19 protein-coding genes and 1 tRNA gene are annotated in these 22,289 nt (G+C 68.1%); 7 read left to right on the forward strand and 13 right to left on the reverse strand.

What is annotated here, in order from left to right; translation table 11 throughout:
* The first annotated feature begins 15 nt into the window (after positions 1 to 15).
* Complete coding sequence (locus E3O19_RS10585) at positions 16 to 1,245, forward strand: DUF222 domain-containing protein (RefSeq protein WP_166804536.1); 1,230 nt, start codon at positions 16 to 18, stop codon at positions 1,243 to 1,245.
* On the opposite strand, the gene E3O19_RS10590 is transcribed toward E3O19_RS10585, so the two are convergent.
* Positions 1,227 to 1,649 carry a ferritin-like domain-containing protein gene (locus E3O19_RS10590; RefSeq protein WP_134567409.1) on the reverse strand — a complete coding sequence of 141 codons (423 nt, stop codon included), beginning with the start codon at positions 1,647 to 1,649 and terminating at the stop codon, positions 1,227 to 1,229. The two genes, E3O19_RS10585 and E3O19_RS10590, sit on opposite strands and share 19 nt — an antisense overlap.
* Before the next feature lie 27 nt (positions 1,650 to 1,676).
* Here E3O19_RS10590 and E3O19_RS10595 point away from each other — a divergent pair, with 27 nt between their 5' ends.
* Positions 1,677 to 2,621, forward strand: coding sequence for an ABC transporter ATP-binding protein (locus E3O19_RS10595; RefSeq protein ID WP_134567411.1), 945 nt, complete (start codon positions 1,677 to 1,679; stop codon positions 2,619 to 2,621).
* The gene (locus E3O19_RS10600; protein ID WP_241981317.1) at positions 2,618 to 3,697 is read left to right on the forward strand and encodes an ABC transporter permease; all 1,080 of its coding nucleotides are present in this window, start codon (positions 2,618 to 2,620) and stop codon (positions 3,695 to 3,697) included. Before E3O19_RS10595 ends, E3O19_RS10600 begins: the two co-directional genes overlap by 4 nt.
* Positions 3,698 to 3,791: 94 nt before the next feature.
* Here the strand turns inward: E3O19_RS10600 and E3O19_RS10605 are convergent, their stop codons facing one another.
* Both E3O19_RS10605 and mfd read right to left on the reverse strand, forming a co-directional pair.
* Positions 3,792 to 4,496, reverse strand: coding sequence for a nucleoside triphosphate pyrophosphohydrolase (locus tag E3O19_RS10605; protein WP_134567413.1), 705 nt, complete (start codon positions 4,494 to 4,496; stop codon positions 3,792 to 3,794).
* Between the two features lie 121 nt (positions 4,497 to 4,617).
* On the reverse strand, positions 4,618 to 8,265 hold the full coding sequence (mfd, locus tag E3O19_RS10610; protein ID WP_134567415.1) for a transcription-repair coupling factor: 3,648 nt from the start codon (positions 8,263 to 8,265) through the stop codon (positions 4,618 to 4,620).
* A gap of 228 nt (positions 8,266 to 8,493) precedes the next feature.
* On the opposite strand from mfd, the gene E3O19_RS10615 reads away from it, so the two are divergent.
* Positions 8,494 to 9,795: an ABC transporter substrate-binding protein gene (locus tag E3O19_RS10615; RefSeq protein ID WP_134567417.1), complete on the forward strand. Its 1,302-nt coding sequence runs from the start codon at positions 8,494 to 8,496 to the stop codon at positions 9,793 to 9,795.
* Between the two features lie 18 nt (positions 9,796 to 9,813).
* Here the strand turns inward: E3O19_RS10615 and pth are convergent, their stop codons facing one another.
* On the reverse strand, positions 9,814 to 10,395 hold the full coding sequence (gene pth, locus E3O19_RS10620) for an aminoacyl-tRNA hydrolase (RefSeq protein WP_134567419.1): 582 nt from the start codon (positions 10,393 to 10,395) through the stop codon (positions 9,814 to 9,816).
* A gap of 38 nt (positions 10,396 to 10,433) precedes the next feature.
* A complete protein-coding gene (locus E3O19_RS10625) occupies positions 10,434 to 11,051 on the reverse strand; it encodes a 50S ribosomal protein L25/general stress protein Ctc (RefSeq protein WP_134567421.1) in 618 nt (205 codons plus the stop codon).
* 385 nt (positions 11,052 to 11,436) lie between these two features.
* Between E3O19_RS10625 and gndA the strand changes: the two genes are divergently transcribed.
* A complete protein-coding gene (gndA, locus tag E3O19_RS10630; RefSeq protein ID WP_241981318.1) occupies positions 11,437 to 12,840 on the forward strand; it encodes an NADP-dependent phosphogluconate dehydrogenase in 1,404 nt (467 codons plus the stop codon).
* A 104-nt stretch (positions 12,841 to 12,944) separates the two neighbouring features.
* On the opposite strand, the gene E3O19_RS10635 is transcribed toward gndA, so the two are convergent.
* A complete protein-coding gene (locus E3O19_RS10635; protein ID WP_134567424.1) occupies positions 12,945 to 13,904 on the reverse strand; it encodes a type IV toxin-antitoxin system AbiEi family antitoxin domain-containing protein in 960 nt (319 codons plus the stop codon).
* 226 nt (positions 13,905 to 14,130) lie between these two features.
* On the opposite strand from E3O19_RS10635, the gene E3O19_RS10640 reads away from it, so the two are divergent.
* Positions 14,131 to 14,496 (forward strand): hypothetical protein, encoded by a 366-nt coding sequence (locus E3O19_RS10640; protein ID WP_134567426.1) that lies wholly within the window; start codon positions 14,131 to 14,133, stop codon positions 14,494 to 14,496.
* A gap of 147 nt (positions 14,497 to 14,643) precedes the next feature.
* Here the strand turns inward: E3O19_RS10640 and E3O19_RS10645 are convergent, their stop codons facing one another.
* The 3 genes from E3O19_RS10645 to E3O19_RS10655 all read right to left on the reverse strand — a co-directional run bounded on the left by E3O19_RS10645 (position 14,644) and on the right by E3O19_RS10655 (position 17,189).
* Positions 14,644 to 15,621 carry a ribose-phosphate diphosphokinase gene (locus E3O19_RS10645; protein WP_134510848.1) on the reverse strand — a complete coding sequence of 326 codons (978 nt, stop codon included), beginning with the start codon at positions 15,619 to 15,621 and terminating at the stop codon, positions 14,644 to 14,646.
* Positions 15,622 to 17,046, reverse strand: a complete 1,425-nt coding sequence (gene glmU, locus E3O19_RS10650; RefSeq protein WP_134567428.1) for a bifunctional UDP-N-acetylglucosamine diphosphorylase/glucosamine-1-phosphate N-acetyltransferase GlmU — start codon at positions 17,044 to 17,046, stop codon at positions 15,622 to 15,624.
* Between the two features lie 71 nt (positions 17,047 to 17,117).
* Positions 17,118 to 17,189: transfer RNA gene (locus E3O19_RS10655), tRNA-Gln, on the reverse strand.
* Between the two features lie 104 nt (positions 17,190 to 17,293).
* On the opposite strand from E3O19_RS10655, the gene E3O19_RS10660 reads away from it, so the two are divergent.
* Positions 17,294 to 17,785: a MarR family winged helix-turn-helix transcriptional regulator gene (locus E3O19_RS10660; protein WP_134567430.1), complete on the forward strand. Its 492-nt coding sequence runs from the start codon at positions 17,294 to 17,296 to the stop codon at positions 17,783 to 17,785.
* Between the two features lie 41 nt (positions 17,786 to 17,826).
* Here E3O19_RS10660 and E3O19_RS10665 read toward each other — a convergent pair whose 3' ends face one another.
* From E3O19_RS10665 to E3O19_RS10680, 4 genes are all read right to left on the reverse strand, one after another.
* Positions 17,827 to 19,347, reverse strand: a complete 1,521-nt coding sequence (locus E3O19_RS10665) for a CYTH and CHAD domain-containing protein (protein ID WP_134567432.1) — start codon at positions 19,345 to 19,347, stop codon at positions 17,827 to 17,829.
* Between the two features lie 55 nt (positions 19,348 to 19,402).
* Positions 19,403 to 20,062 (reverse strand): methionine ABC transporter permease, encoded by a 660-nt coding sequence (locus E3O19_RS10670; protein ID WP_134567434.1) that lies wholly within the window; start codon positions 20,060 to 20,062, stop codon positions 19,403 to 19,405.
* Complete coding sequence (locus E3O19_RS10675; protein WP_134567436.1) at positions 20,062 to 21,129, reverse strand: methionine ABC transporter ATP-binding protein; 1,068 nt, start codon at positions 21,127 to 21,129, stop codon at positions 20,062 to 20,064. The genes E3O19_RS10670 and E3O19_RS10675 overlap by 1 nt, the downstream gene beginning before the upstream one ends.
* A 123-nt stretch (positions 21,130 to 21,252) precedes the next feature.
* Positions 21,253 to 22,152 (reverse strand): MetQ/NlpA family ABC transporter substrate-binding protein, encoded by a 900-nt coding sequence (locus E3O19_RS10680; protein WP_134567437.1) that lies wholly within the window; start codon positions 22,150 to 22,152, stop codon positions 21,253 to 21,255.
* Positions 22,153 to 22,289 lie beyond the last annotated feature (137 nt).

A 22,289-nucleotide genomic window follows, 5' to 3' on the forward strand; every position in this document is an offset into this window, starting at 1 on the left:
CCGATCGCGCGCGCCGTGGCCGCCGGCACGCTCTCCGTCGATGCCGCGGAGTCGATCCGGAAGGGCCTGGGAGACATCGACACCGCTGTCACCGCGGACAAACTCTTTACCGACCTCGACGAGGCCGGCATCGCCGCGAGGGAGAAACAGGCCTACGACGACCGATACCTGAAGATCTACCGCCTCGCCGACGGGAAGGTGCGCCTGCACGGGCTCTTCGCCCCGGAAGACGGCGAGTTCGTGCTCTCCACCTACGACGCCATCACCGGGCCCCGGCGCGGCGGTGTGCGCTTCGTCGACAAGAAACGCGCCTTGTGGGCCAAACACATCCAGGACGACCCCCGCAGCACCCAACAGATCGCCGCGGACTCCTTCGTGCAACTACTCAAAATCGCCGGCGAAGTCGAACCCGGAAAAATGCTCGGCGGCCGCCGCCCTGCCGTGCGCGTCATCGTCACCCACAAAGACCTCACCAACGCCAACACCCGCGCCAGTGCTGCCAGTGCCAGTGCCAGTGCCAGTGCCAGCAACAGTCCCAGTCCCAGTCCCAGTGCCAGTCCCAGTGCCAGTGCCAGTGCCGGTGCCAGTGCCGGTGCCAGTGCCGGTGCCGGTGCCCGTGCCAGTGCCCGTGCCCGTGCCGGCAACGCAGCCGACTCCCCGGCCGGCACTTCTCCCTCAACTCCCGCAGAAACCGCTGCATCCTCTCCACCGGTCGGCCACGGCTACCTTGAGGGCAGTCCCGCCCCGATCTCCCTCGCCACCATCGAACGACAACTCCGCGACACCGCGCGCGGGATCCTCTCCAACGACACCGGACAAGCACTCGACGTCGGACGAGAACAACGATTCTTCACCGAAAAACAACGCACCACCATGGGCGCACGTGACGGCGGCTGCCTCTGGCCCGACTGCGACCGACTGCGACCGACTGCGACCGACTGCGACCGACCACCATCCTGGACCAAAGCCCACCACCTCAAAACATGGCTACTCGAACACGGACTCACCGACCTCACCGACCTCACCGACCTCGCCGACGGAATCTGCCTCTGCCACCCCCACCACCTACTCCTCCACAACACACACTGGGAAATCCTCCGCAACGCCAACACCTACCGCCTCAAACCACCCACGACACTCGACCCGGAACAAACCCTCATCCCACTCCCCAGCAAGACCCACCTCAAGCTCCGCCAGAACAAGGCGGCCATAAAGCGCGGGGCGAGTCAGCAACCACCCGACTGAGCCAGGTCTCCACTGGCTCGACCACCGCGGGCGAGCCAGGTCGCGATCCGGGACGTGACCTGTTTCTCCTGAGCCAGGGCGAGCGCGATCGGCTCGACGGGGAGAATGAAGTTGTTCAGCACGGCGGGGATACCCGGTATCTCGACGCCGAAGTCCAGGTCGAGACGGTACTGCACCAGCATCATGGCCTGGTTGCGCCCTTCCACCGACTGGGCGCAGAAGTTCGCGGTGAGCCGGGGTGGGGCCTGGTTGTCAAACCAGACGGCGATGGCGATGTGGTGCTGGGAGGCGGCAAACTCGTTGCCGATCTGGATGCACAGGAGTTCGTTGCAAGAACTGTCGCTCGTCGTTCGACGGTACCGGGCATCGGCATCCCGCTCCCCCGCGCGCCATCCCCCTAGAATTCGATCATCACGCCGAAGGGGGCAACGATGGGGTCAAGCGCAGCACAGGGAATCACAGCCACGGGGGTCAGCCGTTCGTTCGGCAGCGTGCACGCGGTGCGGTACGCCACGCTCGCGGTGCCACCGGGCTCGGTGACGGCCCTGATCGGTCCGAACGGCGCCGGCAAGACGACGCTGCTCCTCATGCTCGCAAGCCTGCTCGCCCCCGACACCGGCACCATCACCATCGCCGGCCACGACCCGGTGGCGGACCCGCAGGCGGTGCGCGCCGCGATGGGCTGGATGCCCGACACGCTCGGCTCCTGGCCGAGCCTGAGCGTTCGTGCCGCGCTGGAAGTGACCGGACGGATGTACGGGATGACCCGCCCCGCCGCCAACGCTCGCGCGAACGAACTGATCGGCTTGACCGGCCTGGAGGCCCTCGCCGACCGCCCGTCCCGCGTGCTCAGCCGCGGGCAGAAGCAGCGGCTGAGCCTGGCGCGGGCCCTCGTGCACTCCCCCGCCGCGCTCCTGCTCGACGAACCGGCATCCGGCCTCGACCCGACAGCCCGGGTGGCGCTTCGCGTACTCCTCCGCCGCCTCGCGGGAGAGGGAACGGCGATCCTCGTGTCCAGCCACGTCCTGTCCGAACTCGACGAGATGGCCGATGCCGCCGTGTACCTCGCCGACGGAGCCACGGCGAGCGCCGAACGCGTCGCCCTGGCCGGCGCCAGTGCCAGGTCGTGGCGGATCCGCTCACTCGACCTGGCTGCCCTGGAAGGCAGCCTCCGGGCATCCGGTGTCTCCGGCACACAGACCGACCACCTCGGTACGCTCGTGCAGGTCGACAACGAGGAGGCGGCCGCCGACCTGCTGGCCCGGCTGATCGGATCCGGCGTTCGGGTGTGCGCCTTCGGCCCGGCCGTCGGCGATCTTGAACACACCTTCCTCGACCTGTCCCTGCCCGAATTCAACGGAGGGGCAGCAGCATGAGCAACACCCTGGACACGACTTCCCGCCCCGGCCCGACCCCCGACCGCACACCCCCTAGGGACTTCCTCACCGGGCTCTGGCTCATCGTCACCCTTGAGCTGCGCCAACGCGTGCGCGGGGTCGCCTGGTACGTTCTGCTGGGCATCTTCGTGATGCTCGTCGCGGCGGTCACGGTGCTGCTCTGGCTCTCGACCACGGCCTGGGAGACAGGCGGCGGCGCGGTCTTTTCTGCCGTCATCTTCTTCGTGCTCCTGCTCGGCACCTTCGTCTCGCCCGCGCTCAGCGGCAACGCCATCAACGGCGACCGCGACATCGGCACACTCGCGACGACCCAGGTCACCCTGATCAGCACGGGCCAGCTCGTGCTCGGCAAGTTCGGCGCGGCCTGGATCACGGCCCTCGCATTCCTGGCTGCCGCGGTCCCGTTCCTGCTCTTCGCGGTCACCCTCGGCCAGGTCTCGCACGCCACGGTCGCAGTCTCCGTGCTCGTGCTCGCCGCCGAGCTCGGGGTCATCGCCGCGGTCGGCGTCGGGCTGTCCGGCGTGGTCACCCGCCCCCTCTTCTCGATCGTCGTCACCTACCTCATCGTCGCGGCGCTGAGCGTCGGCACGCCCATCGCGTTCGCCCTGCTCGGCACCGCCACAAAGTCGCAACAGACCCTCACGTCGCCGGCCGGCTGCCGCGACCCCGCGACCACGGTGGACGTTCCCCGTTTCGACCGGTACTGGTGGGTACTCGCCGCGAATCCGTACGTCGTCGTGGCGGATGCCTCCCCAGGCGTCTTCGACGCCTTCGGCAACCCGCAGGACCTGTTCGGCTGGATCGCGGTCGGGGTACGGCAGGCACAGGTTGCGCCTGACCTGCAGGGCGAGTCCCCATACTGTAATTCGACCGGCCAATACTTCGGCGGCGACGAGAAGCAGCCGACGCCACGGGAGCTCTACGACAACGCGGTGCCGTCCTGGTTCGTCGGGCTCGGCATCCACCTGGTCCTCGGAGCCGGGGCGCTGCTCTGGGCCTGGCGCCGCACGATCACCCCGGCCCGCCGCCTCCCCGCGGGCCACCGCGTCGCCTGATCGCGCGGCCGGGCCGCTCACCCGGGTAAACGCTGGTCCGCGCGGCCAGCGCGGGCCAGGGCGGCTCAGCGCGGCTCAACGCGGCTCAGTCACGTCAGCCCGGCAGGCCAACGATGCCGGCGTCGAAGATGTCCGTCCCGTCCGCGGCGGCACTGTCCGCCTCGGCGGCGCGGATCTCGTCCTGCAGCCCGCGGAGGGCAGTGCGGAGCGCGCGCTCCGCGTCCAACCCTTGGGCCTTGGCGGTGGAAACGATGGCCAGCAGCAACGGGCCGAGTTCGCCTTCACTCCCGATCGGGAGCGGGAAGGCCGACTCCGCACTGAGCAGGCCGATCTTCTGCGCCCGGCCGAGCACCTTGTCGGCGAGGGCGAGGGCCGGCATTCCCTGCGGGATCCCGTCGAGCACGCTGGTTCGGTGCGGCTTCTCCGCGGCTTTGAAGCCGTCCCAGGCCGCGACGACGTCGTCGGCGGTCTCAAGCGACAGCTCGCCGAAGACGTGAGGATGCCGTCCCACCATCTTCGCGGTCATCTGCGCGGCGACATCCTGGATGTCGAAGTCCTCGCCGCGGGTGTGCGCGGCGAGATCGGCGTGGAAGAGCACCTGGTACAGCACGTCGCCGAGTTCCTCGATCAGGTCCTCGCGACCGCCCGCCTCGATCGCGTCGATCAGTTCGTGGCTTTCCTCGATCAGGTACTGCACGAGGGATTCGTGGGTCTGATCGGCGTCCCACGGGCAGCCGCCGGGCGCACGGAGCCGGGCGACGGTTTCGATCAGGATGTCGAGCTGGCTGGGCTGGGTCATGCGGGCCTCCTGGGTTCGTTCTCATCGTAAGCGGCGGGCCGGGGCGTCACGCGGGACTCGCGGCGACCGTGCCCCGCACGGGACAGCCCGGCGGAGGCCTTCAACCCGCCGGATGGGATCGTCACACGGACGTCGGCGAGACGGCGTCGACCGGCCGGGGGAAGAGCGCGTCGAGCAGTGAGCCGGCCCAGGCAATCAGGGCGGCGTCGCCGAGCGGCTCGCCGTTGATCCGGGGCATGGGCACGGTCATCGACCCATTCTGGGTGAAGTAGCGCGAGCCCGGGTACATCCGTTGCAGGCGCACCTGCATCGAATCGGCCAGGTTGGCCGGGGAGACGCGCAGGTTCGAGCCCATTGCGACGACCTCGCCGAGCCCGGCCTGCTGCGCCAGCCAGCGCAGCCGGGAGACCAGGATGAGGTTCTGCACCGGCTGGGGAGGATCACCGTACCGATCGGTGAGTTCATCGAGAACCAGGTCGATCTGGTCCTTAGCGGCCGTAGGCGAGCTGGCGGCGGACAGCTTCTGGTAGGCCTCGAGGCGCAACCGCTCGCTGTCGACGTAGTCTTCGGGAATGTGAGCGTCGACGGGCAGTTCGAGCCGCAGCTCGGTCTGGCCTTCCGCGACGTCGCCGCGGAAGGTGCTCACGGCCTCGCCGATCATGCGTAGGTAGAGGTCGAAGCCGACGCCGGCGATGTGACCGGCCTGCTCGCCGCCCAGCAGGTTACCGGCGCCGCGGATCTCGAGGTCTTTCAGGGCCACCTGCATGCCCGCGCCCAGCTCGTTGTTCGCGGCGATGGTCGACAGCCGGTCGTGAGCGACCTCGGTGAGCGGCTTGTTCTCGTCATAGAGGAAGTAGGCGTAGGCGCGCTCCCGGCCGCGGCCGACCCTCCCCCGCAACTGGTGCAGTTGGCTGAGCCCGAACTTGTCCGCGCGGTCGATGATAATGGTGTTCGCGTTCGCGATGTCCAGGCCGGTCTCGATGATCGTCGTCGAGACGAGCACGTCGAACCTGCGCTCCCAGAAGTCCACGACGACCTGTTCCAGCTGGGCCTCCGGCAGCTGCCCGTGCGCCACGGCGATCCGCGCCTCCGGCACCAGCTCGGCCAGCTTCGCGGCGACCCGGTTGATGCTCGACACCCGGTTGTGCACGACGAAGATCTGGCCCTCCCGCAGCAGCTCGCGTCGGATCGCCGCCGCCACCTGCCGCTCGGAGTACGGGCCGACAAAGGTGAGGATCGGGTGCCGATCCTCCGGCGGGGTGGCCAGAGTGGACATCTCGCGGATGCCGGTGACCGCCATCTCCAGCGTGCGCGGGATCGGTGTGGCACTCATCGCGAGGATGTCCACGTTGGTCTTCAGCTTCTTCAGCGCGTCCTTGTGCTCCACCCCGAATCGCTGCTCCTCGTCGATGATGACGAGGCCGAGGTCCTTGAACACGATCGACTCGGAGAGTAGCCGGTGGGTTCCGATCACGAGGTCGACGGTGCCGTCCAGCATCCCGGCGATGGTTTCGCGGGACTCCTTCTCGGTCTGAAACCGGCTGAGCGCTCGCAGGTGCACCGGGAATCCGGCGAAGCGTTCCTGGAAGGTCTCCATGTGCTGGCGAACGAGCAGGGTCGTCGGTACGAGCATGACGACCTGCTTGCCATCCTGGATCGCCTTGAACGCGGCGCGCACTGCCACCTCGGTCTTGCCGAAACCGACGTCGCCCGAAAGCAGCCGGTCCATCGGGATCGGCCGTTCCATATCGGCTTTGACCTCGTCGATGGTGGTGAGCTGGTCGGGCGTCTCCGCGAACGGGAACGCCTCCTCCAGCTCGCGCTGCCACGGGGTGTCCGGACCGAACGCGTGGCCCTTGCTGGCCATCCGAGCCGAGTACAGCTTGACCAGTTCGACGGCGATGTCACGCACGGCCTTGCGGGCCTTGGTCTTCGCGGCCGACCAGTCGCTGCCGCCCATCTTGCTCAGCGTCGGGGCCTCCCCACCGACGTAACGGCTGACCAGGTCGAGCTGGTCGGTCGGCACGTAGAGCTTGTCGCCCGGGTGGCCGCGCTTGGACGGCGCGTACTCGAGCACGAGATACTCGCGCTTGGTCTTGACCGGGTTGCGACCCCCGCTGGAGACCTCGCGTTGGGTCAGTTCGACGAACCGGCCGATGCCGTGGGTCTGGTGCACGACGTGGTCGCCGGCCTTGAGCTGCAGCGGGTCGACGACGTTCTTACGTCGGCTGGCCAGTTTCTTGACCTGGCGGGCATCGTAGCCGACGACCCGGCCGTAGAATTCGGACTCGCTGACCAGCGTGAGTTTCGTCTCCGGCAGCTCGAAGCCGTGGTCGACGGATGCCTTGAGCAGGTAGGCGATGCCCGGTTCCGGTTCGCTGGGCCATGCGGTGACGATCCGGGCCGGGAGTTCGCGCTCGGCGAGCACGTCTGCGGCGCGTTCGACCAGCCCCGCGCCCTGGGCCACGATCCCGACGGTCCAGCCGCCTTTCAGCCGGGCGGCAAGGTGCCCGACGGCACCTTCGACGCTGCCCTGGAAGCTCGGCACGGCGTCGCCGTCGACGCGCACGGTGAGCAGCTCGTCGAGCTCGCGGTGTTCGGGGAGCACCGGGGCATCCGTCGGCGCCGCCTGGAACGAGCTGAACGTCCACCAGGCGTGGGCGGAGGCCCGGGCGCCGGGTGATCGAGCCTGTCTAGATTTGACCGAGTCGCGCAGCCGGCTGAGGGTGAGGAAGTCCCCTGATTCGAGGTCGATCGGGGCCTCCGCGCCGGCGGTCGCCGCGCTCCACGCGGCGCCGAGGAATTCGCGGTTCGTCTCCGCGAGGCTGATCGCCCGGGAGGCAACCCTTTCGGGTGAGATCACGGCCACGGCCGCCTCGAGGGGCAGGTAGTGGGTGATCGGCACCAGCCGGTCGACGAGCGCCGGCGCCAGGCTCTCCATCCCCTCGACCGGGATTCCCTCGGCGATCTTGGCGAGCAGGCCGGCCAGGCTCGGGAACTCGTGCTGCATCTCCCTGGCCCGCTGTCGCACGGCCGGGCTGAGCAGCAGTTCCCGGCTCGGCGGCAGGGACACCCGCCCGATCGGGTCGGGCAGGGAACGCTGGTCGGCGACCGAGAACGCGCGGATCTGCTCGACCTCGTCACCGAAGAATTCCACCCGGAACGGGTGCGGCGCCACGGGCGGGAACACGTCGAGGATGCCGCCGCGCACGGCGAACTCACCCCGTCGGGTGACCATGTCGACGCGAGTGTAGGCGAGGCCGACGAGTTCCCTATTGATGGCGCCGAGGTCGTGGCCATGGGCGCCGACGGCAAGCTCGATCGGTTCGTAGTCGGTGAGGTTGTCGGCCACCGGCTGGAGGGCGGCCCGCACCGAGGCGATGACGATGAGCGGCCGCCGGGCAGTAGGGTCCGATTCCTCCCAGTCACGCATCCGCCGGAGCGCGTAGAGGCGTTTGCCGACGATCTCGGCGCCGGGGCTCAGCCGTTCGTGCGGGAGGGTCTCCCAGGCCGGGAAGTCGACGATCTCGGCGCCATCGGTGAAACAGGCCAGATTCTCGTGCAACGACTCCGACTCGCGCCCCGTCGCGGTGATGACGAGCAGGGCCTGGGCCTTGTCCAGCCGGCCACGCTGCTCGAGCAAGGCCGCGATCAGCGGCGCCCGCAGGCCCTCGGTGAGCGAGAAATCGGCGTCCCGGTTCGCGAACGTGATGGCATTGTCGAAGGTGGAGGCGCGCGAAAGTGTGGCAATTAAGCCCTGAAGAGTCACCCACTAAGTGTACGCAGCACCGCCGACACCCTCTTTGCCGGCCGGCGGGGGGAGGGATCGGGGCCGGCCGGCGGCATCCGCCACCCGAATTCTTAGATTTTGCCCACTCGATAGTTCTTGTTCATCTCGGTAGGCGCTTGTCCATGTCGGATTGGCATTGTTCAGTGCGGACCCCTTCGCCGGTCATTGAAGTGCCCGATAGCGGAGGACGCCTGTCGAGGAGAAATTGTGACCGAAGCACGAGCCACCCGCCGCGGAGGCGCCTGGATCACGATCATTGTCGGACTCGGCATGAGCGCACTCGTGGTGACCGGGTGTTCGGCCGAAGCAGCGGCCACCAGTGTTCCGACGGCGTTTTCCTTTCTCTCGATCACCGAGACGCCCGTTGCCAAGTCCACCCTCATTGCCTTGAGCGCAGGCGCATGCAGGGACCAGAACGCAGCATTGCCGCTCACAGTGGTCGACGAGCCGCAGGCCAGTTACGACCACAGGCTTCAGCAACTCGCAGACCAGAACTCCCTCCCGTCCGTCTTCGCCCTGGGCACCACGCCGACGCTTGCCCAGGACCTCACAGCGAGCGGCCGGCTCCTCAACGTCGGCACGGCACTGGGCGATCTCGGCCTTACGAACGAGATCCTGCCCGCAGCCGGACAGGCCATCACGAACGTCTACGGCAGCGTGATCGGGCTGCCGTCCGAGCTCACCGTCGAGGGCTTCTGTTACAACAAGAAGATCCTCGCGGACAATGGGGTCACCCCGCCCGCCACCTGGGACGAACTCCTCAGTACCGCCGCAACAGTCAAGTCCGCGGGCCTGACGTCGTTCGCAGCGGCCGGCACGGACGGACGGCCGCTGGCGCGCCTCGTCGGCGCATTCATTTCCCGCACGGTCGGGCCGGATGCGTTCGCGGCCGTTGCTGCGGGGAAAGCCACGCTCACCGACCCCGAGTATGTTGCGGGCGCACAGGCAATCGCAGACCTCGGTGACCGGGGTTACTTCAGTCCTGGTCTCCGCGCGATCGACTCCGCTGCCGCCGAAAACACGTTCCTGACCGGGAAGGCGGCCTTCTTCTATGGGGACAGCCAGTCCCTCGCCGATTTCACGGACGCCGCCAAGGCGGCCATCGGCTCCGAGAACGTCGGTTTCCTCCCGTTCCCGGGTATCCCGGGCGGAGCCGGCTCGAGAACCCAGATCGGGGCCGCCGTCGGCGTGCCCCTGGGGATGTCCGCGGCGACGTACGACTCGAAGACTGCGGACTGGCTCAGTTGCATCGCGCAGAACTACGGCAACGGAGCACTCAGCAGCCACGGCGTCCTCACCGGGCTCACGGTGCACGGCAACGCGCCCGTCACCACCCTCACCGCGCAAGTCGAGGGCACAATCGCCGCTTCGAAGACCAGCGTTCTGCCGTTCGACACACTTTTCAGCGCCCAGGCGACGAGCACAAGCAAGACCAATGCCGCGAGACTCGTGACGGGGGCGATCTCGCCGGCTGAGTTCATGAAGCGCGTCCAGGCCGACCTCGGCTAGGCTGCGGCGGCGTAACGCTTACGGCGAGTGAAACTTCTGCTGGGCGACGGTGACGCCCTCGGCCGCGATCAGTTCGATCGCGTCGGCGGCATCCGTCAGCAGGTTGGGCAGGATCGCCCGCTCGTCCTTGCCGAAATCGTGCAGCACGAAGTCGGCCGCGTCCTGGCGCCCGGGCGGGCGCCCGATGCCGAGCCGGATCCGAACGAACTCCTTCGTGCCGTTCGCGGCGATGATGTCGCGAAGGCCGTTGTGGCCGCCATGGCCGCCGCCGACCTTGATCTTGAGCGTGTCGAAGGGGAGGTCGAGATCGTCGTGGATGACGATCAACCGGTCGGGCTCGAGCGAGTAGAAGCGCAGGAGTGCGGCGACGGGGCCGCCGGACACGTTCATGTAGGTGCTCGGCTTGGCGAGCACCAGCTTGGGTCCGCCGGGGAAGCTGCGCCCCTCGGCGACCGCCGAATTGGTTTTGTGGTTCTTGAAGTTCGCAGACAGACGGTCGGCGAGCACGGCCGCGACCATGTGGCCGACGTTGTGGCGGTTGCCGGCGTAGCCGGGCCCGGGGTTACCGAGCCCGACTACGAGCCAGAGATTCTCGTCCAGGGAATTCCTCCGCGGTCGACGAAGCCAGATGGGGAAGACTACTCGGCTACAGGAGCCTCGGCGGCCTCGTCTTCGACCGGCTCTTCCTCTTCCTCGGCGGCGGGCAGGTGCACGTAGACCACGACGGCCTCGGGGTCGGAGATGAGCGTCGCGCCCTCGGGGAGGACGACGTCCTTCGCGTGGATCTGGGCTCCGTCATCGAGCCCGTCGATGGAGACGACGATGTTCTGCGGGATGTTCGTGGCCTCGACCTCGAGCATGAGGAACTTCGAGTCCAGGTCGGCGATGGTGCCGGAAACGGCCTCGCCGGTCAGGTGCACGGAAACCTCGACCTGGACCTTCTCACCCTTGCGGATGACGATGAGGTCGAGGTGCTCGATGATCTGCAGGAACGGGTCCTTCTGCACATCCTTCACCAGGGTGAGGTGGGTGGTGCCTTCGACGTCCAGTTCGAGCACGGCGTTGGCGCGGCGCAGCAGCAGTCCGATCTGGTGGGCCGGGAGGGCTACGTGCACCGGGTCGGTGCCATGGCCGTAGATGACGGCGGGGATCTTGCCCAGCACGCGCAGCTTGCGGGCAGCGCCCTTGCCGAACTTCACGCGCAGGTCGGCGGAAATCTTGTTGTCTGCGACAACCTTCTTCTTGGCCTCAGCCATGATATTTCTCCTTGCGGGCCTGGACGGCCCAGTCTGGTTTCGCGGACCTGGGTCCGGGAATCGTGGGTACTGGTTCAACTCGAACGCGTGTGCGCGTGAGGAAAGGCCGTGAAGCATCCCGCCGCGTCGATAACGGATGCCGATGGACGCAATCCGCCGCCGACAGCCCTCGCCGAAGTTCAACTAGTGAGCCTAGCGGAGCGGGGCGGCCGGGGCGAACCGGTGGGCCGTCATCCGTCGCCCCGGAGGCCGACCGACTGGCCACGCCACCGTTCAGGCCGACGCAGTAACGTTGGAGAAGGTTTGAGTTCAATCACCTGAAGGAGCAAACGTGGCCGAAACCGGCGCAGCACAGGCAAACATTGGCGTAGTGGGATTGGCGGTGATGGGGTCGAATCTGGCCCGCAACCTCGCCAGCCGCACGGGGAACACGGTGGCGGTCTACAATCGCTCTCCCGGACGCACCCGCCTCCTCACCGGCGAGCACCCGGAGGCGAACTTCGTCGCCTCCGAGACGATCGAGGAGTTCGCCGCGTCCCTCCAGAAGCCGCGCACCGCGATCATCATGGTTCAGGCCGGCACGGGCACGGATGCCGTGATCAGCCAGCTGACCGCCCTGTTCGAGCCGGGCGACATCATCGTCGATGGCGGCAACGCCGACTTCCAGGACACCATCCGCAGGGAGAAGGACGTTCGCGAGACCGGCGTGAACTTCGTCGGCGCCGGCATCTCCGGCGGCGAGGAGGGTGCCCTCAAAGGCCCCAGCATCATGCCGGGTGGCTCCATCGAGGCGTACGAGACCCTCGGCCCGATCCTCGAGTCGATCGCCGCCGTCGTCGACGGCGTGCCCTGCGTCACACACGTGGGCACTGATGGCGCGGGCCACTTCGTCAAGATGATTCACAACGGCATCGAATACGCCGACATGCAGCTCATCGCCGAGGCCTACGATCTACTCCGCAGGGTCGGCGGGCACTCTCCCGCCGCCATCGCGGACGTGTTCACCGACTGGAACGCCGGCGAGCTCGAGAGCTACCTGATCGAGATCACCGCCGAGGTGCTCCGCCAGGTCGACGCGAAGACCGGCCTGCCCTTCGTCGACGTCGTGCTCGACGAGGCCGGCTCGAAGGGCACCGGGGTCTGGACCGTTCAGAACGCCCTCGACCTGGGCGTGCCCGTCGGCGGCATCGCCGAGGCTGTCTTCGCCCGCGCCGTGTCCAGCCACCCGGAACAGCGCGTGCCGCTCCGGGCGGCCCAGGGCGCCCGACCGGAGATCGCGGTGGTCGGCCACACCTTCCAAGACGACGTACGCCAGGCGCTCTACGCCTCCAAGGTCGTGGCGTATGCCCAGGGCTTCGACGCGATCATCGCCGGCGCCGAGAAGTACGGCTGGAAGATCGACAAGGGCGCCATCGCCACGATCTGGCGTGGCGGCTGCATCATCCGCGCGCAGTTCCTCAACCGGATCGTCGACGCCTACGCGAACGATCCGTCGATCCCGACCCTGCTCGTCGACCCGTACTTCGCCAAGGCCGTCGCCGACAGCGAGTCGGCCTGGCGCCGGGTCGTGTCGACCGCGGCGCTCTCCGGCATCCCGGTTCCCGGGTTCGCGTCAGCGCTGAGCTACTTCGACTCGCTCGCGAGCGAGCGGCTGCCCGCCGCGCTCGTGCAGGGCCAGCGGGACTTCTTCGGGGCGCACACCTACAAGCGCGTCGACCTGCCCGGCACCTTCCACACCCTGTGGTCGGGCGACCGCAGCGAGGTCGAGACCGAGGGTTCCTCGCACTAGCCGCCCACCTCCGGTGGGCAACTGTTGCCGGAGCGGACGAGTGTTGCCGGCATCCCGGCAACAGTTGTCCGCTCCGGCAACAGTCCTTGCTTCCAATCGCCCGGTCAGCGAAGGACCGGGAGCCCCGCGGTCGTGAGGATGCGCAGCAGCGACTGGCGCCGGCGCAAATCGGACGGACCCCAGCGCGCCACGCGATTGCCTTCCGCGCGGAGGTCGTCTTCGCGAACCTTCTCACGATGGACCGCTTCCCCGGGGGTCAGTCCCCGCAGGTACTCGTCCTTCACGTACTTGCCCTTCCCGTCGAACTCCCCGATCAGGCGATAGGCCGGCCATTCGAAGTCGGTGAAGTAGAAGCCGCCGCGAGGGTTGGGATGGCACGTCTGAAGCAGTGGATCAGGGAAACCCAGTTCGAAGATCGCCACGCGACTCATCGATTCACCGGGGTTGTCCGCATTGGGCCGACCGAAGCCGATGGCCCGGTCCGCCCTCACGGCTCCCCGGGCCGAGGCCGACTCGTGGAGTTTCTCGCTGAGCACCTCCGCGGTCAAGAAGACCTCCGGCGATGCGTTCCGCGGATTAAGGGCATGGTCGATCGCAACGACGGCGGTGGTGAAACTCACCGTACGCGCCAGGTCGATGAGGGTCCGGGCGGGACTGGTCACGAGCATCCCGTCGAATTCGACGACGTCCCGGTCGGGGATGTCGCTGCGGTGGACCGTGACACCGTTCTTGCTCCGCGCCCTGGAGTTCGGTGGGGCCAGCACGTGCACGGTGCTCGGCCAGGCGTCGGCCAGGGGAATCCCCCACACGACCGCCGCCGATTGGTGACTGATCAGCGGGTCCCGCGTTCGAGTCGCGACGACGGCCCGGACCTCCGCGAGGTGCCTCTGCCTCGGTGGGAGCCCCGCCCAATACTCGATAGTGGTGAAGACGCCGCGGCGCAACCGAAGGGCGCTCCTCCCGGCCTGCGACTCCCGCCGAAACTGCCGCCCGGCTGACTCAGTGGCGGCTGCACCGCCCGAGAGGTACAGCCCAGTGTGCTCGTCGATGCTCTCGTCAGCCATCCGCTAAGGTTCACAGCCTGCGTCAGGCCGGCGCCGCTCCGCCCGAATTCCGTGGGGCCTGCGCGGGCCCGCGCGCCTGGGGAGGGATAGCACCTGCCGGGACAATCGTTGCCGAAGCGGACAACTGTCGCCGGCGTGCGGGCAACAGTCGTCCGCTTCGGCAACATCTCGGGTCGTCCGGGGACTGCCAGCGCACAGGCGCCGGGTTTGGGATACTGGGACGGACATGAGCGACGAACACCCCGAACTCTCCGGCTACGAACCGCAGGACGCCGACCGGCCCCTGCGCAGTCGGCGCGCCCTCACGCTCATGCGCGTCGTCGTCGTGCTGGGGCTCGTGGCGCTGATCGTGCCCGGCATCCTGACCACGCTGCAGGTCGCGACGACGACCGCCGCGAACACCTGCCGGGTGGCAACCCAGCACTTCTACCCGGACTCGGTCGGGTCGGACGCCCACTTCGAGCTGACCGGGCCGGGCGGGCTCGGCTGGCAGTGCTACGCGGTCGACCGCAACGAACGGGAGACCTACGTCCTCCCCCTCGGCATCATCCCCTCCGCGCCGCGGGCCGCGGAGGCCGGCATCCACGCGTAGGCCCGGTCGGCGCAGAACGCGGGCTCCGACTCCCCGCGCGATCGAACCCGCGACCGAACCCGCGACCGAGCCCGCGACCGAGCCCGGACAGACCGATGGCCGGCCACCGACATCCGTCGACGACCGGCCGGAAGCCGTTCGGTGCCCTTACGCGGCGCCCTCGAACATCGACGTGACGGAACCCTCGTCGAACACCTCATGGATCGCGCGCGCCAGCAGCGGGGCGATCGGCAGCACGGTGAGCGTGGGGAAGCGCTTCTCCATCGGGATCGGCAGGGTGTCGGTGACGACGACCTCGGAGATCGCCGGGTTCTGCAGCAGTTCGAGCGCCGGGTGGCTGAACACGGCGTGGGTAGCGGCGACGACGACGCCGATCGCACCGGCCTTGCGCAGCGCCTCGGCGGCAAGCACGATCGTGCGACCGGTGTCGATCATATCGTCGACGATCAGGCAGACCCGGCCCTCGACCTGGCCGACGATCTCGTGCACGGAGACCCGGTTGGGCACCAGGGGGTCGCGACGTTTGTGGATAATGGCCAGCGGGGCGCCGAGCTTGTCACTCCAGATGTCGGCGACGCGCACGCGGCCCATGTCCGGCGAGACGACGGTGAGGGTGGCCGGGTCGAGCTTCTCCTTGAAATGCTCCAGCAGCACCGGCATGGCGAAGAGGTGGTCAACGGGCCCGTCGAAGAAGCCCTGGATCTGAGCGGCGTGCAGATCGACCGCCATGATCCGGTCTGCGCCGGCGACCTTGAACAGGTCGGCGACGAGGCGGGCCGAGATCGGCTCGCGGCCGCGGCCCTTCTTGTCCTGGCGGGCGTAAGGGTAGAACGGCGCGACCACGGTGATCCGCTTGGCGGAGGCCCGCTTGAGCGCGTCGACCATGATGAGCTGTTCCATCAGCCATTCGTTGATCGGGTTGGTGTGCGACTGGATGACAAAGGTGTCGCTTCCACGCACGCTCTCGTCGAAGCGGGCGTAAATCTCCCCGTTCGCGAAGGTGCGGGCGTCAGTGTGGACGAGTTCGGTACCAAGCTCCGTGGCGATGTCCAGGGCCAGTTGCGGGTGAGCTCGCCCCGAAACCAATACAAGTCGCTTTTCGCCGCTGGTCTTGATTCCAGACACCTAGTCTCCGCTCTTTGCCGCGGCCACCGCCGCGTCGGTTCCTGGGCGGTGGGTCTCAACCCAGCCGTCCATATTGCGTTGAGGAGCAACGCTCAGGGACAACGCCCCGGCCGGCACGTCCTTGCGGACGATTGTGCCGGCTCCCGTGTACGCTCCGTCCCCAATCCTAATCGGCGCGACGAACACGTTGTGCGACCCGGTGCGCACATGCGACCCGATTTCGCTCCGGTGCTTGTTCACGCCGTCGTAGTTGGCGAAGATCGTGCCTGCCCCGATATTGGACTGTTCGCCCACTGTGGCGTCTCCGACGTAACTCAGGTGCGGCACCTTGCTGCCGACGCCGATGGTGGCGTTCTTGGTCTCGACGAATGCCCCGATCTTGCCGTCCGCGCCCAGGATGGTGCCGGGTCGCAGGTAGGAGAACGGGCCGACCGATGCCCCGGCGCCGATCACCGCGAGCGTCGCGTCGGTGCGCTTGACCACCGCGTTCTCGCCGACCTCGCAGTCCACGAGGGTGGTGTCCGGGCCGATCACGGCGCCGGTCTCGATCACCGTCGCCCCGAGGATCTGGGTGCCGGGCAGGATCGTCACATCCGGCGCAATCTGCGCCTTGAGGTCGATCCAGGTGGTGGCCGGGTCCTGAACGGTGACGCCGGCCAGCTGCCAGCCGTGCACGATGAAACCGTTGAGCTGGCGCGCGGTCTCGCTGAGCTGGGCGCGGTCGTTGATCCCGGCGACGAGCCAGGCATCCGCCACCGGCACGGCGCGCACCGCCGAGCCGGCGTCGCGGAGGAGCCCGATCACGTCGGTCAGGTACTTCTCGCCCTGAACATTCTCGGTGGTGAGGTGCCCGAGCTGCTCACGCAGTTCGGCGACGCTGAAGGCGTAGACGCCGGCGTTGGTCTCGGCGATCCCACGTTCCTCGGCCGACGCATCCTTCTGCTCCACAATGCGGTCGAAGCCGCCCGACTCGGAGCGCACGATGCGGCCATAGCCGGTGGAGTCCTCCGGAAAGGACGAGAGCACCGTGGCGGAGACCTCCCGCTCGCGGTGCGCGGCGACGAAGCTGGCCAGGGTGGCGGAGTTCAGCAGCGGCACATCACCTGAGACCACGAGGACGTCCCCCTCGAAGTCGGCGGGGAGTGCCGCGACGGCCAGCTCCACCGCCCGGCCGGTGCCGGGGATCTCGTCCTGGTCGACGATCAGGCTCTCGGGCAGGTCCTCGGCCACCAGGGCGGCGACCAGGTCGCGTTCGTGGCGCACGACGGTGACGACGTGGGCGGCTCCCAGCGCGCGCGAGGTGGCGAGGACGTGGCTGAGGATGGGGAGCCCGGCGAGCGGGTGCAGTAGCTTCGGGGTGCTGGATTTCATTCGGGTGCCCTGGCCTGCGGCCAGCACGACGATAGCGAGACGGGAATCGGTCACGTGGTTTCCTCTTTGCTTTTCGTGTTGCCGGCCGGGAAGACCGGAGGAGCGCCACTGGCAGGCAACCAGTGCTCCGCCGCCAGGACTCGAACCTGGACCTAACAGCTCCAAAGGCTGTCGTGCTGCCATTACACCACGGCGGAATTCGCCGGCCCGGGGCCGACCAACGCTGACAAGTCTGCCAGAAGTATCGTGCGCGGCGCGCAAGCGAACAACGAGGGCCACCCCGAGGCCGGATAATGGGACGATGCCCGCCCATGATGAAGTCGACCGGATCGTAGTCGCCTGGTTGCGCGAACGCCCCGACCTTGACTTCGCTCCGCTGCAGGTCCTGTCCCGGGTGGGCCGACTCTCCAAACATCTGGATCGGGCCAGGCGCACCGCGTTTTCCCGCTCTGAACTGGAGTCCTGGGAGTTCGACGTGCTTTCGGCACTGCGCCGGGCCGGCGCACCCTACGAGCTGAGCCCGAAGGCCCTGCTGCAGCAGACCCTGGTCTCCAGCGGCACGATGACCAACCGGATCGACCGCCTGGTCGAGCGCGGCCTGGTTACCCGCCGCACCGACCCCAACGACGGGCGCGGCATCTTCGTGGGGATGAATCCGGCCGGTCTGACCCGCGTGGACGCCGCGATCACCCGCCTGGTTGACGCCGAGGCCGAGTTGCTCTCGACCCTGTCGACCAGCGAACAGGACCGGCTGTCCGGACTGCTGCGCAAGCTCAGCCTCGACTTCGACTGAGCACCTCGACTGAACCGGCAGGCCGACGCGGCGGTGCGCCCCTACTTCTTGATCGAGGCGGAGGGGAAGTCCTTCCAGGCCGTGAAGAATCGGGCCTCGGTGCCGGCCGCGCCGGCCTCCTCGACCGCGTGCATCCGCCCATAGGTAAATGCGTTCTCGTTGAACAGGAACGCCTTCATGCCGAGGCCGAGCAGTTCGCCCCGCGCGACGACGCTGTCCTGGTGGTCGCCGAGGATCTCCTGAACCTGTCGGGCCGCGGCGACGAGCCTTGAAGCCCGCTTGCTCCGGAGCGGTGCGGCCGTCTCCGCCGCGTAGCGCAGCTGCTTGGCGCGTTTGCGCACCTCGTGCAGTGCCGCGTCGCGTTCGCTGCCTGCCGCGGTTCGGCGCGCCGCACGGACCGCCGCGCGGAGATGCTTCCAGTCGGCGCGGATCAGGCCGGGAACGAGCTTCCGTGCCGGTTTGTCGGCCGTGCGGTACAGCGGCGGAGACTCCAGCAACTCGTCGAGGGTGTCGAGAAGCCGGAAGTAGCGGTCGGAGTCGAGGGCGGAACGGGTGTCCGCATCGCTGATCCGTACGACGGTGGAGAAGTGCTCGTCGATCCGCGGGGCGACCGGTCCGGCGGTCAGTTCGGTCGGCTCCAGGTCCAGCCGGTGGGCGAGGCGCCGGCGCATCACCTGGGCGTCCCTGGCGCCGCCGAGCACGCCCGCGATCCAGCGCAGCTCGACACGAAGCGGGTCGGCGACCCCCGCGTCGACGAGCGGACCGTAGGTGGACAGGGCCGAGCGTAGCCGCCTGGTGGCGACGCGCATCCGATGCAATGCATCCCCGGCTCCTTCCCGCACGGACGGGTCTTCGGTCGTGACCATCTCGACCTGCGCCCGCAGGTAGGCCAGCAGCACGTCCCCGGTCGAGCTGCCGGGACCCGGCCGTTCCGGCACGACGGGCGCGAGGGCAGGCGCGCGGTCACCCAGGGCACGGGCGAGCTTGGACGGGCTCGCGGCCGGGTCCACTCCCACGGTCGACAGCCTCTCCTGGGCCGCGTCGAGTAGGGCCCGGGACCCGTCGACGAGTTCGATCTCCCATTCACGCCACGCCTGGTTCAGCGGTTCGGATCCGAACCGTTCGGCCTGCACGGAGTCGTCGCAGACTTCGGCGAGCACGGCGTCGTCCCGGCCGACGAGGTGGTGCACGACTCTTGAGGTGCGGAGCCGAACGATCGGCATCAGCGACCGGCCGCGCAGGTACACCCGCACGAGGCGCAGTATGGCTTCCGGGATCTCGTCGGGGTCCACCCCGACCGGTTCTCGAATCTCGCGGCGTTCGTCGACGGCGACGGGGGTTTTGAGGTGCCAGCCGGCGTCGTCGCCTCCGTCGCGCCGGCGCAGCGTGATCCGCCGGCTTGCAAGCGTGAGGTCGCCGGTGTCGAAGTAGAGGGCGTCCAGGTGGTGCTCGACCGGCGGGGCGACGTGGGTGACGCCGGGCAGGTCGTGCAGGGGCGGTAACGGCGTCGCCGGATTCACGTCGAATTTGCGCTCGATCTCAGCAAAACCCTCGGAAGTCATGGTCCAGTCTACTTCGGCCCGCCGGGCCGTTCCAGCGGCGCACGACTGGTTGTCCCTAGCGCCGGAACGCCTTCCGGGCCAGCCGGTTGCCGAGGAATTGCACGAGTTGCACGAGCACGATGATCAGCAGCACGGCCGCCCAGGTGACCACCGGGTTGAACTGGCGGTAGCCGTAGAGCAGGGCGAAGTTTCCGAGGCCACCGCCGCCGACGTACCCGGCGACCGCGGACATGTCCACGAGTGCCACAAAGATGAAGGTGTAGCCGAGGATGAGCGGGCCGAGCGCCTCCGGCAGCAGCACCGTGAAGATGATCCGGAGCGGTCCGGCCCCCACGCTGCGGGCAGCCTCGATCACCCCGGGCGTCACCGTGAGCAGGTTCTGTTCGACGATCCGCCCCATCGCGAAGGAGGCCGCGAGCGAGATGGTGAAGATGATCGCGTTGTTGCCGATTCCGGTGCCGACGACCATCCGGGCCAGGGGCTGGGCCGCGGCGAGGAAGATGATGAACGGGATCGGGCGCACGATGTTCACGAGCAGGTTGAGCACCACGAAGACGGGCTTGTTGGCAAGGATGCTGCCGGCCCGGGTCAGGTAGAGGCCCAGGCCGACGATCAGGCCGCCGAGGCCGCCGAAGAAGAGGGTGAAGCCGACGATGTACAGGGTCTCCCCCGCGGCCTTCCAGAACTCGGGCATCAGGGTGATCAGGGAGTCCATCAGCGCACCTCCGTGACGATGGTGCGCGTTCGGACCCGGTCGAGCACGGCGTCGATGGTCGCGTCGGCGCCGCCGGCGCGAACGGCCTCCGGGCCGGCGGTCAGGGCGAGGGTGAGGTGGCCGAATGAACGGCCCTGGATCTCGTTGATCCCGCCGTAGACGACCTCGAAGGTGATACCGGCGGCGGCGAACTCGCCGAATACCCTGGCCTGATCGACGCTGCTGTCGCGGAAGGCGAGTGTGACGATCCGCCCGGGGTGCCGGTCGCGCAGCACCGCGAGCTCACCTTCAGAGGGGAGACCCTTCACCACCGTGGAGACGAAGCGGGCGGATGCCGGCTGCTGCGGGTTCGAGAAGACGTCGAACACGTCGCCGCGTTCGATCACCCGGCCCTGGTCCATCACGGCGACCTTGGTGGCCAGGGTCTGGATGACATCCATCTCATGCGTGATGAGGATGATGGTGACCCCGAATTCCTTGTTGACCCGGCCGAGCAGGTCGAGCACCTCGTGCGTCGTCTCTGGATCGAGCGCACTGGTGGCCTCGTCGGCGAGCAGGATCCCCGGCTGGCTCGCCAGTGCCCTGGCGATGCCCACCCGCTGCTTCTGGCCGCCGGAGAGCTGGTCGGGGTAGGCGCGGGCCTTGTCGCTGAGGCCGACGAAGTCGAGCATCTCGGCGACGCGCGCCGTGCGCTCATCCTTCGGCTGGCGGGCCACCTCGAGCGGGTAGCCGACGTTCGCGGCCACGGTGCGGGAACCGAGCAGGTTGAACTGTTGGAAGATCATCCCGATGCCGAGCCGCACCGGGCGCAGCTCCCGCTCGGGGAGCCTGGCGATGTCCTGGCCGTTGACGAGGATCTCCCCGGTGGTCGAGCGTTCGAGGGCGTTGATCAGGCGCACGAGCGTGCTCTTGCCCGCGCCGGAGTACCCGATGATGCCGTAGACGTCGCCGGCGTCGACCGTGAGGCTGATGCCGTCGATCGCGACGACCTCCGCGCCCCCCTTGACCGTGGGCGGGTACACCTTGCTCACGTCACGGAGTTCAACGACGGGGCTGGGAGTAGGCATGGTACGTCCTAACTGACTGGCGTGATGCCGCGTGAGCGCAACTGCGTGCGGCAGAGTCGCGGCGATTGTGCCCTTTGCGGTCGAGAGTGCCCGCCGGAACGGGCACTCTCGATCGGAACGGGGCTACTTCTGGGCCTTGGTGTCTTTCTCGACCTTGACGAGGGAGGACACGAGGTCGGCGACCGGGGTCTGCACGAGCTTGGCCGAGCCGCCGGATACCGTGAGCACACCATCCTGAACGGCCTTGGTGGTCTGGTAGATCTTGACGAGCTTCTGGAGGGTCGGGTTGTCCTTGTCCTCGGCGCGGGCCGCGAAGACGTTCACGTACGGTAGCGAGTTCGGGTCCGCCGGGTCGTCCTGGGCGAGGGCATCGCTGAACTTGAGGCCGGCCTTCTCGACGAAGTCGTTGTTGATGACAGCGCCGTCCACGTCGGGCAGCGAGGTTGCGGTGAGCGACGCCTCGAGAGCGCTGACGGTGACCTTGGACTTGCCGGTGTCGATGTCATCGAGGGTTGAGAAGATCGTGCCGCCGTCCTTGAGCGTGATCAGCTTCGCCGACTGCAGAACAAGCAGCGCCCGGGCCAGGTTGCTCGCGTCGTTCGGTACGGCGATGGTGTCGCCCTTCTTGATCTCGCTGACCTTCTTGTGCTTTGTGGAGTAGAGGCCGAGCGGGTAGATCGCGGTGGCGCCGATCGGCACGAGATCCTGCTTGCTGGAGACGTTGTAGTCGGCCAGGTAGACGATGTGCTGGAACTGGTTGAGGTCGAGCTCGCCGGCAGAGAGGGCAGGGTTGGGCTGCTCGAAGACAGCGAAGTCCACGATCTCGACCTTGATTCCCTCGGCGGCGGCGGCTTTGGTGTACACGGCCCAGTACGGGTCGCTGGCCCCGACGACGCCGATCTTCACGACCTTGTCGTTGCGGGATGCCGCGCTGCCGGGCGCGTCCGCCGCGCCGCCTGAGCAGCCGGCGAGCAGGGCGACGAGCGGAAGGACCGCGAGGGCGGCCAGAAGTCTATTTTTCACGATGGGTTCCCCTTTTGCTGAGTTCGACGTTTCTGCCGGGGCAATTCGGGCACAGGGAAACCACGACGAACGAGGTGGGGAGTCTGTGCCGCTGCATTGCGAGGCACAGTTCAAGGCTATCGACGGATGCTGCACCG

The sequence above is a fragment of the Cryobacterium algoritolerans genome (assembly GCF_004402785.1).
In the GTDB taxonomy this organism is placed as follows: domain Bacteria; phylum Actinomycetota; class Actinomycetes; order Actinomycetales; family Microbacteriaceae; genus Cryobacterium; species Cryobacterium algoritolerans.

Excerpts from the sequence above, each read along its gene's own strand:
- E3O19_RS10595 (WP_134567411.1), top strand. The coding sequence starts at position 1,677 with ATGGGGTCAAGCGCAGCACAGGGAATCACAGCCACGGGGGTCAGCCGT.
- E3O19_RS10600 (WP_241981317.1), top strand. The coding sequence starts at position 2,618 with ATGAGCAACACCCTGGACACGACTTCCCGCCCCGGCCCGACCCCCGAC.
- E3O19_RS10605 (WP_134567413.1), bottom strand. The coding sequence starts at position 4,496 with ATGACCCAGCCCAGCCAGCTCGACATCCTGATCGAAACCGTCGCCCGG.
- E3O19_RS10625 (WP_134567421.1), bottom strand. The coding sequence starts at position 11,051 with ATGGCTGAGGCCAAGAAGAAGGTTGTCGCAGACAACAAGATTTCCGCC.
- gndA (WP_241981318.1), top strand. The coding sequence starts at position 11,437 with ATGGGGTCGAATCTGGCCCGCAACCTCGCCAGCCGCACGGGGAACACG.
- E3O19_RS10635 (WP_134567424.1), bottom strand. The coding sequence starts at position 13,904 with ATGGCTGACGAGAGCATCGACGAGCACACTGGGCTGTACCTCTCGGGC.
- E3O19_RS10640 (WP_134567426.1), top strand. The coding sequence starts at position 14,131 with ATGAGCGACGAACACCCCGAACTCTCCGGCTACGAACCGCAGGACGCC.
- E3O19_RS10660 (WP_134567430.1), top strand. The coding sequence starts at position 17,294 with ATGCCCGCCCATGATGAAGTCGACCGGATCGTAGTCGCCTGGTTGCGC.
- E3O19_RS10665 (WP_134567432.1), bottom strand. The coding sequence starts at position 19,347 with ATGACTTCCGAGGGTTTTGCTGAGATCGAGCGCAAATTCGACGTGAAT.
- E3O19_RS10670 (WP_134567434.1), bottom strand. The coding sequence starts at position 20,062 with ATGGACTCCCTGATCACCCTGATGCCCGAGTTCTGGAAGGCCGCGGGG.
- E3O19_RS10675 (WP_134567436.1), bottom strand. The coding sequence starts at position 21,129 with ATGCCTACTCCCAGCCCCGTCGTTGAACTCCGTGACGTGAGCAAGGTG.